The sequence below is a fragment of the Gracilibacillus sp. Marseille-QA3620 genome (genome assembly GCF_054950035.1).
Window position 1 is genome coordinate 3,287,402 of the sequence record NZ_CM143102.1, and the last position, 17,282, is coordinate 3,304,683.

Here is a 17,282-nt window from a genome sequence, read left to right on the forward strand (position 1 = left end):
GAAATATGATTCATGGAGATGACAAACATTATGAATGCAGAAACAAGACTGCCCAGAAATGCCAAAGAAGGGATCCTGTTCTTACTGATTATCTCAATTATTTCAGTCAACACTATCGCTCCAATTATTATGGGACTAGAGCGAGGCTTCAGCAAAGATGTCTACATGGATACCTTAAAGATTATTCCATTCATGTGGGTGATTGTTGTGCTCTTAGTCAGACTAGTTGCCGGTCCGGTTGTCGGCAAAGTAATGCCTAAATTTATTGGAAAAACAGATGGTTTCAATGCAAGGATTTTATTAAATACATTATTGAATGTTACGGTCCTTTCCCTGTTGCTATCGATTATCGGATCATGGGTTGGCCTGGGAGAAATCAGCCTTGAACCTTTGAAAAACTTCCTTCATATCTGGCCTAGAAACTTTGCCGTTGCATTCTGGATTGAATTATTACTTGCACAGCCAATTGCACGATACGCAATGAAACGCATTCATTTAAAGCAGGATCAGAATAGAGAAATTGTGCATTCATAATTTTGCACTGAACGAATAATAAGGTTTTCAACCGTATGCAGCCGATTGGGTTTTGTCTATCCAATCGGCTTTTATTAAGAAAAGGCTGCGCCCAGTAAGCAGCCTTTCGATTTTATCTACTTTTCTTATACACTCATTTCTTAGTTAATCCAAAAACCAATAATCTTGTCATCCTATCTCATCAATACCCTTTCATTCCAAATCGATAGCCCCCAAAATAACAAAAGCATTTGATTTTGTTACTCAAATGCTTTTGTTAATCGTTATTTTTTATCTTTACAGTGCATGGAAGCTACATATCCAAATGTCATACCTGGCCCTAGCGTTGCCCCTGGTCCAGGGTAGGAATGCCCCATAATGGAAGCTGAACAGTTACCGCAAGCGTACACATTGTCGAAGACCGTTCCGTCTTCTTTTACGACCCTTGCGTATTCGTCCGTAACGACGCCGCCCTTTGTACCGATATCGCCCGGATAAACTTTCATAGCATAATAAGGAGCCTCATTGATTTCAAGTAAATTAGGATTTGGTAAGGAGGGATCCCCGTAATATCGATCGTGTGTTGTTTCTCCTCTATGGAAGTCTAAATCTTTTCCATTTCGAGCAAACTCATTGAATCTGTTCATCGTTTTAACTAAATTTCCTTTTGGAATATTTAATTTATTCTCTAATTCCTCGACTGTATCCCCTTTCAAAACAACACCATTCTCATAGTAGGCCTCAGGGAAATCCTGACCCGGGAATAGACCTGTAAAGATATATCTCTTCTTAGCTCGCCCATCCAAAATAATCCATGAGGTAATCGCTTTACCGCCCGTTTTTTCATTATGTTCATACATTTTATCGACGAACTCATGGTATGGCGTCGGTTCATTTATATATCTATTGCCATCTTGGTCAACGATAATCATATTCGGAAGACCTCTATCTGCAACTAAGAAAAAAGGCATTCCCAAGTGATTAATGACAGTAGGTGCACCCCACACCCTATCCATTAAACCAAACTTAGCATTTAGTTTAGCAAACGGTTCAATAATATCCCCCGTTTGCCCTTTTGGTGAACTTGTCCAGTTCACATCTTGCGGGCTTGGAAGATATTTTTCTCTCTTTGCTTGATCCCTGGAGAATCCTCCGGAACCAAAAATTAGCCCCTTATTGATTTTAATCGTCATTTGTTTTCCATCTTTGCTTACCTTTAGGCCAGTTACTTTGTCATTTTCGTATACAAAATTCACAAAAGGAGAGTTAAGCCAGATTTCACCATTTAAATCCTTATAGGTTAAGGCCATTCGAGCCATTAGAGCTCTACCTAATGCCGCATAATCTTTTTTAAATAATTTGTGCTTAATTAAACGCCATCCCAATGTTAAGGAAGCTCTTTTCCCTGCCCATGTTCTAGTAATCATATTAACCTTGACGAAATCCTGCCCTGTCATAACGAACCCTTTTGTATCCATAGCTGGAGGCAGAAGGGTATCCTTCCAATCTTGCAATTCATTGAGATCTATCACTTTTGGTTCAATCGATCTGCCTTTTCCTTTTCCACCTGGAACCGTCGGGTAATAGTCAGAGTAATCATTGGCATAGGAAAATCTCATATGCGGACCTAAATTATGCATATAATCCAGCATTTCGATTCCCTTTTTTAAATACGTTTCCTTAATTGTATCACTTACTAAATCTCCAACAGTTGAATCTAAATATAATTTAGCCTCTTCAAAACTGTCGGCAGCTCCCGCTTCAACCAAATATCGATTATTCGGAACCCATACACCTCCGCCAGATAAAGCGGAAGCTCCTCCAAAAAACTTTTCTTTTTCAATTAACAGCGTACTTAACCCCTCTTTTTTGGCTGTAATGGCAGCCGAAAATCCTGACGCACCAGAGCCAACTACTACAACATCATACTCATAATCCCACCCCATTTAAAAACCTCCTTATGATATTTTTAAAATTTCAATGAATATTCAGACAGTTAAATTTTACACTATTTAGCACATGTTATACAATAACTCATTAGACTTAATTAAACCTCTAAATCTTTAAACGATGAATGAAGTTATTTTTCCATACAATTGATTACAGCGGCTCAGAGAATCTCACCTTGATTGAATAACTGAAGGAGAAGCCCTCCAGCGATTTTTTCATGTCATCGATATAACCAATCTTGCCCATGCATTTTTGCCCCTCTCCAAAAATGAATTTCTATTCATTCTTTATATATAAAAACTAGCAAGAATGTAATTATTTTGATAATAAGGGGAGGAAAGCAACATCAATATAGTCTAGATTTAGGACGATTGAGCCCTGCTAGAGTCAACTAGCACTTTATACATCCGCAAAATAAAAGACACAGAAATAGCAGCCAGCCTTTCTGTGTCTATACTCAAAATCCCGTTATTACCTGAAGGTCTCTTTATCCTCCAAATAGCTTAAATAACTCAGCTTGCCCGCGATTCTATGCAGAATCATATTTCTTTCTCTTTGAAGCTTAACCATGGTGATTGCCCACCAAACGACAAAAATAATGGGAGCGATATAAATAACAATAATAGCAAGAGGAAGAACACCTGTTATGGTATTCACCCAAGACATCTCCATTGATATGACCATTCACCCTTTCTCTATTTCTTTTAATCTATAATCTATTCTCGTTCTTTATTGAAATCCCCTTTTCTTTAACAGATTTTTCTACCCCTCAAAGAAAAAGCCATCTTCCCAATCGGAAGATGGCCATTCTTACAATAGATTAAATATGATCGCTTCCAAACATATTTTTGAAAGCTTGCAAGTTTGTATCGCGGTTCAAAGCCGCAATGGATGTAGTCAACGGAATGCCTTTCGGACAAACCTGTACACAGTTTTGGGAGTTACCGCAATCCTGGATTCCTCCATCTCCCATTAAAGCGTTCAAGCGTTCTGCTTTATGCATCGCACCTGTTGGATGGGCGTTGAATAAGCGAACCTGTGAAACCGGAGCAGGTCCGATGAAGTTGGAATTGCTATTTACGTTCGGGCAAGCTTCAAGGCAAACGCCGCAAGTCATACATTTAGATAATTCATAAGCCCATTGGCGTTTCTTCTCAGCCATACGCGGCCCTGGTCCAAGATCATACGTACCGTCGATTGGGATCCAAGCTTTGACTTTTTTCAAGGAATCGAACATTCTGCTTCTGTCCACTTGAAGGTCGCGAATGACAGGGAATGTGCGCATTGGCTCAAGCACGATTGGCTGCTCAAGCTGGTCCACAAGAGCCGTACAAGATTGGCGCGGTCTTCCGTTAATCACCATGGAACACGCTCCGCACACTTCCTCAAGACAGTTCATATCCCAAGTGACAGGTTTCGTTTCTTTGCCGTCCTTTGTGACAGGATTGCGCCTGATTTCCATTAAGGCAGAGATGACATTCATGTTCTGGCGATAAGGCAGCTCGAATTCTTCGAAATATGGTTCAGAGTCCGGGTTGTCTTGGCGCTGAATTTTAAAGATTACCGTACTTTGCTCAGCCATGATTAATTAGCCCCCTTACTCTTAGTATAGTCGCGTTTCCGTGGCTTGATCAGTGATACATCAATGTCTTCGTAATAAATATTTGGTGCAGATTTGCTGTCAACGAAGTCAGCCATCGTTGTTTTCATGAAGTCCTCATCATTACGATCAGGGAAATCTGGTTTGTAATGGGCACCGCGGCTTTCATCACGCTTAAGGGCGCCAAGCGTAATAACGCGGGCCAATTGCAGCATGTTGAAGAGCTGACGTGTAAAGGAGGCACCTTGGTTGCTCCATTTCGCTGTATCATGGATATTAATGTTTTCCCATCTTTCCAATAGCTCTTGAATCTTATTATCTGTTTCTTGTAATTTATCATTGTAGCGGACAACCGTTACATTATCCGTCATCCATTCCCCTAATTCCTTATGAAGGGAATAGGCATTCTCTGTGCCGTTCATGGAAAGGATGTGATTCCATTTCTCTGTTTGCTCAAATACATGGTTATCATATAAAGAATCAGGCAGAGAATCTGCACTTCTTTCTAGTCCATTGACATAACGAACCGCACTTGGACCTGCAACACTTCCGCCATAGATGGCTGACAACAGGGAGTTAGCGCCTAAGCGGTTTGCCCCGTGCTGAGAAAAGTCACATTCTCCTGCAGCGAATAAACCAGGGATATTAGTCATTTGATCCATGTCAATCCACAAGCCGCCCATAGAATAGTGAACAGCCGGGAAGATTTTCATTGGAAGCTTGCGTGGGTCATCCCCTGTAAATTTCTCATAAATTTCAATGATTCCGCCAAGCTTGATGTCCAGCTCTTTCGGATCCTTATGGGAGAGATCCAAGTAAACCATGTTCTCGCCGTTGATACCCAGCTTCTGATTGACGCACACATCAAAAATCTCACGCGTCGCGATGTCACGAGGTACAAGGTTTCCGTAGGCAGGATATTTCTCCTCAAGGAAGTACCAAGGTTTGCCGTCTTTGTATGTCCAAATACGTCCACCCTCACCACGGGCAGATTCACTCATCAAGCGGAGTTTATCATCTCCTGGAATGGCAGTCGGGTGAATTTGGATGAATTCTCCGTTTGCATAGGTTGCCCCCTGCTGATAGACAATTGCCGCAGCAGATCCAGTGTTGATAATGGAATTCGTTGATTTCCCGAAGATGATTCCAGGTCCGCCTGTTGCCATGATGACGGCATCCGCACGGAATGCTTGAATGTCAGAAGACACAAGATTTTGGGCTACGATTCCGCGGCAGACCTTCTCATCGTCAAGAACGGCGCCTAGGAATTCCCAGCCTTCATATTTCTGAACAAGTCCTGCCACTTCATATCGGCGAACCTGTTCATCTAGTGCATATAATAATTGCTGGCCAGTAGTTGCCCCAGCAAATGCTGTTCTATGATATTGCGTACCACCGAAGCGTCTGAAATCAAGCAAACCTTCAGGTGTACGGTTAAACATTACCCCCATACGGTCGAACATATGAATGATGGACGGTGCTGCATCACACATCGCTTTAACTTGAGGCTGATTAGCCAAGAAGTCTCCGCCATAAACCGTGTCATCAAAGTGTTCCCAAGGTGAATCCCCTTCACCCTTCGTATTTACCGCACCATTAATGCCGCCTTGCGCACAAACGGAGTGGGAGCGTTTGACGGGTACGACTGAAAAAAGTTCTACTTTATGTCCAACTTCAGCGATTTTGATGGTAGCCATCAAACCAGCTAGACCACCGCCGACTACGATTATATTCCCTTTACTCATAAACCGACCCTCTCCTTATATAACTTGCAGGTGTCAAACTGCTAAGCTCCTTTATTCGTGATTAAGCCATGTTGATAAACGCTAGCAGTGTACGGACAGACATGACAGCCAAGATTACAAATACACCGACAGTGATATATGTAAAAATCCGTTGAGATTTTGGCGTTACAATAAGTCCCCATCTTACTGCAAAAGACCATAAACCATTAGAAAAGTGGAAAATTGCTGATAAAACACCAACCATATAGAACACGACCATAAATGGATTAGATAAAATATCAACCATCATATTGGCATTGACATGTGCTCCAAAGAAAACCTGAATCCTTGTTTCCCATACATGCCAAACGATGAATACGACCGTAATAATACCTGTAATCCTTTGCAGAGCAAACATCCAGTTACGGAAGTAGCTATAGCTGCCAACTGAATATTTAGCAGTAAACGCAATATAGATTCCGTATACGGCATGGTAAAGAATTGGCAATGCAATTATAAAGATTTCAAGCGCTGTCCTAAAAGGCAATGCCTCCATAAATGCAGCTGCCTTGTTAAAGGCTTCGGGCCCCCTGGTTGCAAAATTGTTAATGACCAGATGCTGAACCAAAAATAGTCCCACTGGCAAGACCCCTAGTAAAGAATGCAACCTGCGATAGTTAAACTCGCGATGACTCTCCATTGATTTACCCCTCCCTCTTAATGTAAAAAAATCACTGAATAGCTGGTGTGCATCTTTACAGTGCAGGCTATTCGTAAATAATTGCCGCAGGTCATCTATATGCTGCAATTATCTCTCCCATTAACCTATCAATAGACATATTTTTTGCTAAGTAAATAGGTTAATAGTAAAAATACAAATAAAATTCCACATATTCTTACAACTATGTGACGGTTTTATTTTACTCCTAACAATGGAACAGCGTCAAGAAAACGGATACACCGTATTTCCAATAATCCCTATAGAAGGAAAATAATGCGTCGTTTCATACTGATCTAACAACATGTACGGGCCAGATGATGGAAATTAATAATTAGTGTTGCAAGTGACACCCTATATAAAGCTATAATATTAGTAAGAAAGAGGGGAGACCATGGCAAAAGAAGAAAAAATCGAAGAAAATGCGCCTTCCATTGAAAATGGACCATTAATACCGGCTTTTGGCTATGAATTAATTAGAGAATTTCTATTAGATGACTTACTAGGAAAAGAGGGACCTCAGCTGCTTTACTGGGCTGGAAAACAACTAGGAAGAAGGTTCCCGCTTTCAACTATAGATGAGACGATTGCTTTCTTTAGAGATGCAGGCTGGGGCAATCTCCGCGTCGTGAAGGAATCAAATGATGAAGTGAAATGGGAATTATCAGGAGAATTAATTCAAAGAAGATATGCAATCAATGAGCACGCTAATTTTCAATTGGAGGCAGGTTTCTTAGCTTTCCAGCTTGAAAACATGAAAAAAGTTGTATCAGAAGCTTATGAGGAACAGAAAAAAAGAGCGAATATTGTATATTTCACTGTAAAAACAGACAATAAGGATTTTCTGTAACTTGAAAGGGAAAAAACCGCCAACATTTTGTTGGCGGGTTTTATTTTTGTTCATCCAGCTTTTCTTTCAATGCCTTAGCGCTTGCTTCTGGAATGCCGAGGGAAGTGAAATCAGACAACTCGGCTTCTTTCATTTTCTTCAAGGATCCAAAGTGCTTAAGTAAAAGCTTTTTCCGTTTCTCTCCAATGCCCGGAATGCCATCAAGCGTGGATTGGAAGGTGGATTTCCCTCTAGTCTGGCGGTGAAAGGTTATCGCGAATCGGTGGACCTCATCCTGAATCCGCTGCAATAAGTAGAATTCTTGACTTGTGCGTCCGAGCGGGATAATTTGAAGCGGATTCCCAAAGAGCAATTGCGAGGTCCGATGTTTATCGTCCTTCGCCAGCCCAGCAACCGGAATCTCTAGTCCATATTCATCCTCCACTACCTCGCGGACAGCCTCGATATGCCCTTTCCCTCCATCAACGATAATCAAATCAGGAAGCGGCAGATTCTCGCGCAGCACACGTGCATACCGCCTCCTAACTACCTCACGCATGGATTCATAATCATTTGGTCCTTGGACAGTCTTAATCTTATATTTTCTGTACTCATTACGGGCTGGTTTTCCATCAATAAACGTTATCATTGCTGAAACAGGATCCACACCTTGAATATTAGAGTTATCGAAAGCTTCGATACGATGCGGCGTATAGATTCCCATAGCTTCCCCAAGATTCTCTACAGCCTTGATTGTCCGTTCCTCATCCCGTTCAATCAAGGAGAATTTCTCCTGCAGGGCAATCCGTGCATTCTTCACGGCCAGCTTGACCAAATCCTTTTTCTGGCCCCTCTTTGGCTGGGTCACCTTCACATTAAGAAGCCCTTCAGCAAGCTCAAGGTCAACATCATTGGTCAGGAGAACCTCCTGAGGCTTAAAGTGATTTGGCTGCTCATAGAATTGTCCAAGGAAGGTCAGCAATTCCTCTGCCGGGTCATCATAGAATGGGAATAAGGATACATCCCGTTCTATCAGCTTCCCTTGGCGGACAAAGAATACTTGCACGCACATCCAGCCCTTATCAACCGCGTAGCCAAAAACATCGCGGTCTGCCAAATCACTGAATTCAACCTTCTGCTTCTCCATTGTCGCTTCTATATGGGAGATTTGGTCGCGATATTCCTTCGCACGCTCGAAGTCCAGCTCATCTGATGCCTTCAGCATATTCTCATGCAATTCCTTCTTAATATCCTTAAAGCCCCCATTTAGGAAACGGGTGATCTGTTCTGTCATTTCCTTGTATGTCTCTTCCTTTACTGGCTTCTCGCATGGAGCCAGACATTGGCCGATATGATAATAAAGACATACCTTTGAAGGCAAGGTCGTACATTTACGAAGAGGATATAGCCGGTCTAGGAGCTTCTTCGTTTCGTTAGCGGCGTACACGTTCGGATACGGACCAAAATATTTCCCTTTATCTTTCTTTACATTGCGGGTAATAATGAGACGCGGATGACGTTCAGCTGTAATCTTAATGAATGGGAAGCTCTTATCATCCTTGAGCATGATGTTGTATTTCGGGTCATATTTCTTAATGAGGTTCATCTCTAGGATGAGGGCTTCCATATTGGAGCTTGTGACAATGTATTCAAAGTCCTCTATTTCTGCAACCAGCCGCTGGGTCTTTCCATCATGCGAGCCGGTGAAATACGATCGGACCCTGTTCTTCAGCACTTTTGCCTTGCCGACATAGATGACGACGCCTTGGCGGTCCTTCATCAAATAACAGCCCGGCTGGTCGGGCAAAAGCGCCAGCTTATCCTTTATATGCTGCTTCAAAAAGGGTTCCCCCCTCTGGTTATCGTGTAATTCAGGCATAGCCTGGTATATCTTCAAATAGAATATTGAGTTACCTTTAGTATATACCGTTAGATAGGAGTCTTTCATAAGAAAAAGACCCCGGCTGCGCCGAAGTCTTTCCATCCTTATTAAGCGTGTTTAGAGATTAAGTTAACAAGCGCTTCTTTTGGCTGGAAGCCAATCACTTTATCCACAACTTCTCCGTCTTTGAAAAGGACAAGAGTCGGGATGCTCATGACACCAAATTTAACCGCTGTTTCTTGGTTCTCATCAACGTCTAATTTGACGATTTTTACTTTATCGGAAAGCTCTGCATCAATTTCTTCTAAAACAGGTGCAATCATTTTACAAGGTCCGCACCAAGGAGCCCAAAAGTCAGCTAAAACCAAGCCTTCGCTTGTTTCAGTTACAAATGTTTGATCCGTAACGTTAGAAATTGCCATATTTGTTAACCTCCTAAAAACTACATAAAGTATAACTCTAAGTGGAGTATACCACTGATTATTATAGGATGCTACTGTATTGCTCGATTATCCACACGCATGAAAATGTTTCCGTTTTCCACAAAAAAGACCGGCTCAATCAGCCGGTCGTTCGGTTTCCATTAAGATTTAACGAGCAATGCTTTAATCTCTTCCGTTAACAGCGGCACAACCTCGAACAGGTCGCCTACGATTCCGTAATCCGCTACTTTGAAAATGTTTGCTTCAGGATCCTTGTTGATTGCCACGATAACCTTGGAGTTAGACATACCAGCTAAATGCTGAATAGCTCCAGAGATTCCGCAAGCAATATAAAGATCCGGTGTTACGACTTTACCAGTTTGTCCGATTTGCAGGGCATAATCGCAATAGTCAGCATCACATGCACCGCGGGAAGCTCCGACAGCACCGCCGAGGACATCAGCCAATTCCTTTAATGGCTCAAAGCCTTCTGTACTCTTCACGCCGCGTCCGCCTGCAACGATCACTTTCGCTTCAGAGAGATCCACGCCCTCTGTCGCCTTTCTCAACACTTCCTTAATAACCGTGCGCAAATCTTTAATATCCACAGATAAGGATTGGACATCCCCTGAACGGCCCGCGTCATGCTCAAGCGGATTGATATTGTTAGGACGGATCGTAGCAAAGATGATACCGTCTGTCACAACACGTTTTTCAAATGCCTTACCGGAATAGATTGGGCGAGTGAAAACGATGTTTCCGCCTGCTTGTTCAACCGCAATCGCATCGGAAATTAATCCAGAACCTAATTTTCCGGCTACACGCGGGGCAAGATCCTTTCCTAAGGATGTATGTCCCAAAATGATTCCTTCAGGAGACTCCTGGTCAATGACAGCCATTAAGGCTTGTGTATAGCCGTCAGAGGAATATTGTTTAAGCTCTGCATGCTCAACTACGATGACGCGGTCTGCACCATAATGGATTAATTCTTTGCCGGCCTCAGCCACTGATTCTCCGAATACGACGCCGATTACTTCACCGCCTTCAGAAACTGTCTTTGCTGCAGCGACCGCTTCAAAGGATACATTACGTAGAGAAGAATCTCTTGTTTCTCCTAAAACGATAACTTTTCTGGACATAATTTTACCTCCCGTTATTTTCCCTTTATGTTCGTTGCCTTAAATGATTAGATGACTTTCGCTTCAGAACGGAGCAATTGAACAAGCTCTTTCACTTGATCAGGAATATCGCCTTGAAGGACTTTACCTGCTTCTTTTTGAGGCGGCAGGTAGATTTCGATGCTCTTCGTTTTCGCTTCAACATCGTCCTCCTCAAGATCTAAATCATCAAGCTCCAGCTCTTCAAGCGGCTTTTTCTTCGCTTTCATGATCCCTGGCAGGGAAGGGTAACGCGGCTCGTTCAAGCCTTGCTGTGCCGTAATTAATAAAGGCAGGGATGTTTCAATGATCTCTGAATCTCCTTCAACATCCTTGGTAACGGTTACATTAGTTCCGTCAATTTCAAGCTTCGTGACAGTTGTGACATAAGGGATATCAAGCAAACCAGCTACACGCGGGCCGACCTGTCCTGAACCTCCGTCGATGGCCACGTTACCGCCGATGATTAAATCTGCATCTTGTTCCTTCAAATATTCAGATAGAATCTTAGCTGTTGTATATTGGTCACCATCTTCAACATCATCTTCAATGTTGATCAGGACTGCTTTATCTGCTCCCATAGCAAGTGCTGTGCGAAGCTCCTTCTCAGCATCTTCTCCGCCAACCGTTACAACGGTTACCTCGCCGCCTTGTGCGTCACGCACTTGAATAGCTTCCTCTACCGCATATTCATCATAAGGATTAATGATAAATTCTGCGCCATCTTCCTGAATTCGGCCATTTGATAAAGAAATCTTCTCCTCTGTATCAAATGTTCTTTTCAACAACACATAGATATTCATGTAAGGCCCTCCTATTTGTTCGTATGAAATATGAAGATCTAATTCTAGCAAACTTGATGTATATTCACTCCCTGCCTGGAAAATCCAGTCAGGATGCTGTTAATGAAATTATTCGATATTAGGTTCTTATTTCCCTTTAAATATCGGTGAACGTTTTTCGATAAATGCACTTATACCTTCTTTTGCATCCTCTGTTCCAAAGATTTCGCCAAAATACTCAGCTTCCTTTTTAACACCCTCATAATACCGCTCATGCTTTCCATAATTGATCAGCTGAATGGTCTTATCAAGCGCAATCGGACTCTTGTTCGCAATCTTTTCAGCAAGCTTCTTCACGGAATCCATGAATTCTTCTTCCTTAAACGCTTTGTTGGCAACCCCCCAGGCGACAGCATCAAGACCGGAAATCGGTTCAGATGTGAACATCATCTCTGCCGCTTTCGCCGGTCCTGCAAATCTCGTCAATCGTTGAGTGCCGGCATAGCCCGGAATCAATCCAAGCTGAAGCTCTGGCAAGCCAAGCTTGGCCGTTTCTGTCACATAGCGTAAATGGCAGGACAGAGCCAGTTCTAATCCTCCGCCAAGCGCGGCTCCATGTATAGCTGCAATTACTGGTTTTTTGAATGTTTCGATTCTTTCAAACAGTTTTTGCCCTTTTGCTGAAAGCTGCGCAAATGCTTCTTCAGATTCCACGGTTGTGAATTCTTTAATATCAGCACCCGCTGAGAAAAACCTTCCTTCCCCATGTAAAACTACAGTACGAATATCGTCCTGCTCCTCAATTGTATCAAGCATAGAGGATAAATCCTGCAGTAATTCTGATGCCAAGGCATTGGCAGGCGGCCTGTTAATTGCCACATAGGCCACCTGATTCTCCTTGTGCAAATGTAAAGTATTCATACTAGCCATCTGCCCCTTTACTTTACGATTTAGCTCCAAGACCCTTGATGATGAGCTCATGTACAGGCCTTGCCTGCTTCACAAGATCATATTTCTGCTCATTCATCACCCAAGTGGTGACAATCTCATCCAGCGTTCCAAACACCATATGTCTAGCCAGGCGGATATCCAGGTCTTGATGAAACTCCCCTTGCTCGACCCCAGTAACGAGGATGGAATCTACAAGCTTCAAATACCCTTTCAGGACATCATTGATCTTGTGCCTAATCTCTTTATTGGATTGTCTTAATTCAAGCTGGGTAACAATGGCCAGATGCTTATCCTCAAATAGAATCTCGAAATGCTTGCTAATCAGGACAAGCATCTTTTCCTTCGCACTTGTTACCCGAGCCATTTCTTCATCAATATTGGAGATAAAGACTCCGAGCTTCTCCTGAAACATCGAAATCAAAATATCCTCTTTGTTTTTGAAATATAAGTAAATTGTTCCATCTGCCACGCCCGCTTGCTTTGCAATCTTGGAGACTTGTGCTTGATGGTAGCCGTTTTCGGCAATGACGATGACGGCTGCATCAATAATCTGTTTGTATTTTGGGCGGTCCTTCTTCATCCTGCGTCCTCCTCTGACAAAAATGAATGAATCATCATTCATAATTTCATATTAGTCGCGGATTGAAGGAAAGTCAAGAAAAAAGCCAGTAATTCTAGCTTATGCCTCTTTTTTGTCATTGGCAAGTTTTTGTCTCTCTTCATCTACAAGCGCACGGCGCAGAATCTTCCCAATCGCTGTCTTTGGAAGTTCATCACGGAATTCATACAAACGCGGCACCTTAAATGCCGCCAAATGCTTACGGCAGTATTCATTCAACTCTTGCTCGGTCACTTCACTGCCTTCCTTTAAAACAATATAAGCTTTGACTGTTTCACCGCGGTATGGATCTGGCACACCAGCTACAACAGCCTCTTGAACAGCCTTATGCTCATACAATACTTCTTCAATCTCACGAGGATAAATATTAAATCCGCCTGCTATAATAATATCTTTTTTCCGGTCCACCACATAGAAGTAGCCTTCCTCATCCATATAGCCCATATCACCGGTTAACAGCCACTCCCCTGAGAAAGCGCTTTCGGTTTCATCCGGACGATTCCAGTATCCTTTCATCACTTGAGGACCTTTAATGGCAATTTCACCGATTTCACCAGCAGGAAGAGGTTCATGATTCTCCGATGATAATACGGCAACATCTGTGCTCGGCCATGGCAATCCAATGCTTCCCTTCTTGCGCGGTCCATCCCAGAGAAGATTGGCATGAGTAACAGGAGAGGTTTCTGTTAGTCCGTATCCCTCGACAAGCTTTCCGCCCGTTACCTTTTCAAATTCCTCTTGGACTTCCACTGGCAGGGCAGATGATCCGCTGATACAGGCATCAATGGATGATAAATCATATTTAGCGATATCTGGATGGTTCAGCAACCCGATATACATGGTCGGTGCTCCTGGAAATAAGGTTGGACGCTGCTTTTGGATCGTCTTTAACGTATCTGTTGCATCAAATTTCGGCAGGATAATCATTTTGTGGGCTTTCATGACGGATAGAATCAAAACGGTTGTCATTCCGTATACGTGGAAGAATGGCAGTAATGCCAGCACTCTTTCTTCCCCTTCCTTATACTTATAGAGCCAGGCATCACACATCTTTGTATTCGCAACAAGATTATTATGCGTCAGCATGACTCCTTTCGGAAAGCCTGTCGTTCCTCCCGTATATTGAAGCAGAGCCAGGTCGTTCTCCGGGTCGCCCTCATACTGAATATCCTCTTTTGAAGCCGTTTTCAAAATTTCCATAAACAAATGATGGTTGCCCTCATGCTTGACCTTGACGACGATGCCATATTGCTTCTTCTGGATGAATGGATAAATCATGTTCTTTGGGAAAGGCAAAAAGTCTTTGATGGCAGTGACGATGATGTGTTCAACGCTCGTGTTCTTGACGGCACTTGAAACGCGGGGGAATAGGATATCGAGTGTAAGAATGACCTTTGCGCCGGAGTCCTGAAGCTGGTATTCCACTTCCCTTTCCATATAGAGAGGATTGGTCTGAACGACAATACCTCCAGCCATTAACGTACCATAATACGCTATGACCCCTTGCGGCAAATTCGGCAGCATGATTGCAACACGATCACCCTTCTCGATTCCGATATCCTTCAGGTAATGAGCAAATTGCAAGGCATGCTCATACAGTTTCTGATAGGACATTTCCGTTCCCATGAAATGAATGGCGTTCTTCGTTGGATACTTACGGGCTGAATCCTTTAAATAATCAGGAATTAAATTCTGTCCATACTCGATGCTTTTTGGGATTTCATCTGGATATTGCGTATACCACGGTTTTTCTTCCAACAATGTAAAAACCTCCCTAAAAAAGCTATTTTTCCTATTTAATTATAGTATAGTGAGAATAGTATGACAATATTTTACGAAAGACGACCCGTCAAAAGTCTCAATTTACAGGAGATAAACAATTATTCCCTCGAATAATAGAGGAAAATCACTCAAAAAGAAAGAAGGAAAGAAGGAGCAGTCAAACATTAGAAGTATCAAAGTTGAAGGGAGCTTATTTCAAATGGATAAACAAACCGTTCTCGAAGATTTTCAGCATTACTCTCCGTGGCTTTCCTTATTAGAGGATATGGAAGAAGAGACTTGGACTATGCCAATTGCACCAGATAAATGGTCCTGCGGAGAAATCATTACTCATATTACAAAATGGGATAACTATCTTCTCTCTGATGTCATTCCTTCAATCAAACTCGGCGAAGACATGTCCTTCCCAGAATTTGATTCTTTTAATGCCGCTGCAGCAGCCTATGCTCGATCAGGCCTATCAAAGGAGGAGCTTCTTCAAGAGGCGAGGGAAACGAGAGAACGCCTTATAAGCGAATTGTATGAGCTGCCGGCAGAGCTGCTTTATAAGCCAGTCTCAACTAATGGAGAAACCCATTGCCCTCATACCGGCACACCCTATTCCCTCCTTTTCATCATCACAGACTTTACCTGGCATGACCGTCATCATCAAGAACAGATTGAGACATTCTGGGAGAGGAATCCTGTGTATATCAAGCAGGCCGGGCTGGAAAATATGGAGGGCGTTTCTCATCTCTTTGATGCCTATAGAATGTTTTATAACCAAGCCTCCAACCAGAACGGAGCGAAAGACTTTCTTAAGGAGCGTTTGAAGAGGCAGGAATCTGTCCTATTCTTTGCCGGCGGGCGACAAGGATATCTCGGCTTTATCCAGCTTTATCCCTCCTTTTCTTCGATTTCCATGCAAAGAACTTGGATTCTAAATGATCTTTATATTCACCCCGACGCAAGAAACAGAGGAGTAGCGGCCAAGCTATTAAATTACGCGCGAGAATTTGCCGTTCAGACAGGCGCGAAGGAAATCACCTTATGCTCAGCCGTTACAAATGAACCAGCTAAACGGCTCTATGAGAAACATGGCTATAGAGAGGATACTCATTTCAGCTATTATGAACTTCTTCTGCAAGAGAAAGGGTAAGAAAGCCTAGCCTACTTACCCCGCCAATCTATTAGATTATGATAGGTCTTGCACCCTGCTTCGGAACTTTCGGAGGATACCAACGAAGTCCTCCGGCTTTTCAAAATGAAAGTCATGCCCGGTTTTGACATTGACCAGCTCGCAGTCTCTCATAAGGCTTCGGGCTTTTTCAGCATCTTTTCCATCCATGGCAGCTAATAATACACCATTTTCATCATATTTCCACTTTGTATGAATGAGTATCGTTGGGCAGACGATGCTTTCTAGCGCCTTAGCATGATCAAAGTTTCGATGCCAGGTTGCATCATAAAAGCAGTTGCCGAATTCAGGATCATAATTTAGGAGGCCCCTCAATGCCTCATTTAAGGATGCCGGCAGGAAGAAGAGATACAATGGGCGATCAGGATGCTTTTTACGATAGGACTTAGCATAGTTCACAATCCTCTGCTCCCCCTTCTTGAAGAAACGAATCCAGGCGGAGTGCTCGATATAGTAGGAGGAAAAGTCAGTTTCCTTCGTCTGGTTCAAGAAATTATGGCAGGTCAAGCTCATATCGAGAAAAGCAAAGTTTTTCTCATTGTACCTTTTGGCCTCTGAAGAAAAAAGCGGCGGGTCCTCAAGCACAGCACCTTTGACTAAATCAGGCCGATTGGCCGCAAGCCATACAGCAAGCAAACCTCCAGAGGAATGACCGGCCACAATTACAGGCTCTTTCACAACCTCTTCAATGAATCTTGCAAAATCGGTTCCCATTGCCTCTGCTGAGTATTTATACGGATTCTTATTGGAATGGCCATGACCATGACAATCAATCGCAAAAACATGATAGATTTTTGACAAGGCAGGCAGGACCTTGAAATAGCTTGTCCAATCCACCGATTGCCCATGAATTAACAAAAGGGCAGGCCCGTTAGCAGGCCCTTCGGCATAATGGAGAATATCCTCGTCAATGATAATCTCTTTCTCTTTAAAACCAGCTTGGACAACTTTTTTCATTCCGCGTTTCACATATCTTGGCATGATGATCGAATCCCTCCCTGGATGACTTGAAACTGCACATATTCCTTTATGTACCCTTTATGAAAGAACCCCAAATACACAATAAATTCCATACAAAAATACCCTATAGAAGACAAAACTCGTTTGTTTTCCATAGGGTATTTCTTTACGCTATAACCGTCACATAGATGATTCCCACCAGAACAAATAAAGCTG

16 protein-coding genes are annotated in these 17,282 nt (G+C 42.7%); 3 read left to right on the top strand and 13 right to left on the bottom strand.

Annotated features, from left to right (window positions below; genetic code table 11):
* Nucleotides 1-30: 30 nt before the first annotated feature.
* On the top strand, nt 31-534 hold the full coding sequence (locus ACY8DX_RS16560; protein WP_049669946.1) for a DUF2798 domain-containing protein: 504 nt from the start codon (nt 31-33) through the stop codon (nt 532-534).
* A 263-nt stretch (nt 535-797) separates the two neighbouring features.
* On the opposite strand, the gene ACY8DX_RS16565 is transcribed toward ACY8DX_RS16560, so the two are convergent.
* The 5 genes from ACY8DX_RS16565 to ACY8DX_RS16585 form a co-directional block, all read right to left on the bottom strand.
* Complete coding sequence (locus tag ACY8DX_RS16565; protein WP_049669945.1) at nt 798-2,459, bottom strand: FAD-dependent oxidoreductase; 1,662 nt, start codon at nt 2,457-2,459, stop codon at nt 798-800.
* 475 nt (nt 2,460-2,934) lie between these two features.
* A complete protein-coding gene (locus ACY8DX_RS16570; RefSeq protein WP_156185553.1) occupies nt 2,935-3,120 on the bottom strand; it encodes a hypothetical protein in 186 nt (61 codons plus the stop codon).
* A 163-nt stretch (nt 3,121-3,283) separates the two neighbouring features.
* Nucleotides 3,284-4,045: a succinate dehydrogenase iron-sulfur subunit gene (gene sdhB / locus ACY8DX_RS16575; RefSeq protein WP_462405623.1), complete on the bottom strand. Its 762-nt coding sequence runs from the start codon at nt 4,043-4,045 to the stop codon at nt 3,284-3,286.
* A gap of 2 nt (nt 4,046-4,047) precedes the next feature.
* Nucleotides 4,048-5,808: a succinate dehydrogenase flavoprotein subunit gene (gene sdhA / locus ACY8DX_RS16580; RefSeq protein ID WP_049669942.1), complete on the bottom strand. Its 1,761-nt coding sequence runs from the start codon at nt 5,806-5,808 to the stop codon at nt 4,048-4,050.
* A 61-nt stretch (nt 5,809-5,869) separates the two neighbouring features.
* On the bottom strand, nt 5,870-6,487 hold the full coding sequence (locus ACY8DX_RS16585) for a succinate dehydrogenase cytochrome b558 subunit (protein WP_049669941.1): 618 nt from the start codon (nt 6,485-6,487) through the stop codon (nt 5,870-5,872).
* A gap of 412 nt (nt 6,488-6,899) precedes the next feature.
* On the opposite strand from ACY8DX_RS16585, the gene ACY8DX_RS16590 reads away from it, so the two are divergent.
* The gene (locus ACY8DX_RS16590) at nt 6,900-7,355 is read left to right on the top strand and encodes a YslB family protein (RefSeq protein ID WP_049669940.1); all 456 of its coding nucleotides are present in this window, start codon (nt 6,900-6,902) and stop codon (nt 7,353-7,355) included.
* A gap of 40 nt (nt 7,356-7,395) precedes the next feature.
* On the opposite strand, the gene uvrC is transcribed toward ACY8DX_RS16590, so the two are convergent.
* From uvrC to ACY8DX_RS16625, 7 genes are all read right to left on the bottom strand, one after another.
* Nucleotides 7,396-9,174, bottom strand: coding sequence for an excinuclease ABC subunit UvrC (gene uvrC, locus ACY8DX_RS16595; protein WP_049669939.1), 1,779 nt, complete (start codon nt 9,172-9,174; stop codon nt 7,396-7,398).
* A gap of 149 nt (nt 9,175-9,323) precedes the next feature.
* Nucleotides 9,324-9,638: a thioredoxin gene (trxA, locus tag ACY8DX_RS16600; RefSeq protein WP_049669938.1), complete on the bottom strand. Its 315-nt coding sequence runs from the start codon at nt 9,636-9,638 to the stop codon at nt 9,324-9,326.
* Between the two features lie 161 nt (nt 9,639-9,799).
* Complete coding sequence (locus tag ACY8DX_RS16605; RefSeq protein ID WP_049669937.1) at nt 9,800-10,777, bottom strand: electron transfer flavoprotein subunit alpha/FixB family protein; 978 nt, start codon at nt 10,775-10,777, stop codon at nt 9,800-9,802.
* 47 nt (nt 10,778-10,824) lie between these two features.
* Nucleotides 10,825-11,598: an electron transfer flavoprotein subunit beta/FixA family protein gene (locus ACY8DX_RS16610; RefSeq protein WP_049669936.1), complete on the bottom strand. Its 774-nt coding sequence runs from the start codon at nt 11,596-11,598 to the stop codon at nt 10,825-10,827.
* A 126-nt stretch (nt 11,599-11,724) separates the two neighbouring features.
* A complete protein-coding gene (locus ACY8DX_RS16615) occupies nt 11,725-12,498 on the bottom strand; it encodes an enoyl-CoA hydratase (RefSeq protein ID WP_049669935.1) in 774 nt (257 codons plus the stop codon).
* 22 nt (nt 12,499-12,520) lie between these two features.
* Nucleotides 12,521-13,108, bottom strand: coding sequence for a fatty acid metabolism transcriptional regulator FadR (locus ACY8DX_RS16620; RefSeq protein WP_049669934.1), 588 nt, complete (start codon nt 13,106-13,108; stop codon nt 12,521-12,523).
* 99 nt (nt 13,109-13,207) lie between these two features.
* Nucleotides 13,208-14,908: a long-chain-fatty-acid--CoA ligase gene (locus tag ACY8DX_RS16625; protein ID WP_462405624.1), complete on the bottom strand. Its 1,701-nt coding sequence runs from the start codon at nt 14,906-14,908 to the stop codon at nt 13,208-13,210.
* A 220-nt stretch (nt 14,909-15,128) separates the two neighbouring features.
* Here ACY8DX_RS16625 and ACY8DX_RS16630 point away from each other — a divergent pair, with 220 nt between their 5' ends.
* Nucleotides 15,129-16,067, top strand: coding sequence for a GNAT family N-acetyltransferase (locus ACY8DX_RS16630; protein WP_462405625.1), 939 nt, complete (start codon nt 15,129-15,131; stop codon nt 16,065-16,067).
* A gap of 36 nt (nt 16,068-16,103) precedes the next feature.
* On the opposite strand, the gene ACY8DX_RS16635 is transcribed toward ACY8DX_RS16630, so the two are convergent.
* Nucleotides 16,104-17,063, bottom strand: a complete 960-nt coding sequence (locus tag ACY8DX_RS16635; protein ID WP_462405626.1) for an alpha/beta fold hydrolase — start codon at nt 17,061-17,063, stop codon at nt 16,104-16,106.
* Between the last annotated feature and the right edge of the window lie 219 nt (nt 17,064-17,282).